This window comes from Belnapia mucosa (assembly GCF_016775475.1).
GTDB lineage: Bacteria > Pseudomonadota > Alphaproteobacteria > Acetobacterales > Acetobacteraceae > Belnapia > Belnapia mucosa.
Genome location: NZ_JAEUXJ010000080.1, coordinates 1 through 753 on the forward strand (window position 1 = coordinate 1; position 753 = coordinate 753).

Sequence of the window (753 nt, forward strand, 5' to 3'; positions counted from 1 at the left end):
GCGACGGCAGAACCGGGTGTGGCTTCGTGGTCGCGTGCGAGGCGGCGGCACCGCCCTGTCCAAGCGAAGGTTCGCTCGATCACCCAGCGGCGGGGCTGCACGGCGAAGCCGTCCTGGCTTGGCTTCGACCCGACGATTTCGATGCGGACCGGCGAGGCATTGGCGACGCGCGGCCCGGCATAGGCCCGATCGGCGTAGCAGAGCGCGACGAATGGCCAGGGGCGGCGCGAGGTCCGCAGCAGCGCGATCCCGCCATGGCTGTCGTGCAGGTCAGCGGGTGAGACGGCAGCCAACAGTAGGCGTCCATCAGTGTCGACCAGGGCATGGCGCTTGCGTCCGACGACGCGCTTGGCAGCATCGTAGCCCCGTCGCCCGGCAACGCCGGTGCCGCTTGAGCGGGCCGCCTGGGCATCCACCACCGCGGCGGTCGGCGAGGCGCCACGCCCGGCCTGCTCGCGGTCGGCCATCGCCAGGGCGTGGGCCATGCGCTCAAAGGCGCCGCTGCGGGCCAGGCGCAGGAACCAGCGCAGCGTCGTCTGCCAAGGTGGGAAGTCGCGCGGCAGATGCCGCCAGGCGCAGCCGGTTCGCAGCACATAGAGCATGCCATCGAGCAATGCTCGCATCGGCCACCGGCGTGGTCGGCCGTAGGGCACTGGGGCGGGCAGGAACGCCTGCACGATCTGCCACTCTGCGTCGGTCAGGCAGGTTGCATAGGGCTGGGACCGGCGAGCAAGCTCGGCCCGGGCGGCGGGG

The 753-nt window shown here is 72.1% G+C and carries 1 protein-coding gene; it reads right to left on the bottom strand.

Features of this window, described 5'->3' with window-relative positions:
* Positions 1 to 753 (bottom strand): IS5 family transposase (locus JMJ55_RS30435; protein WP_202829345.1); only part of this gene is annotated, 753 nt, incomplete at both ends.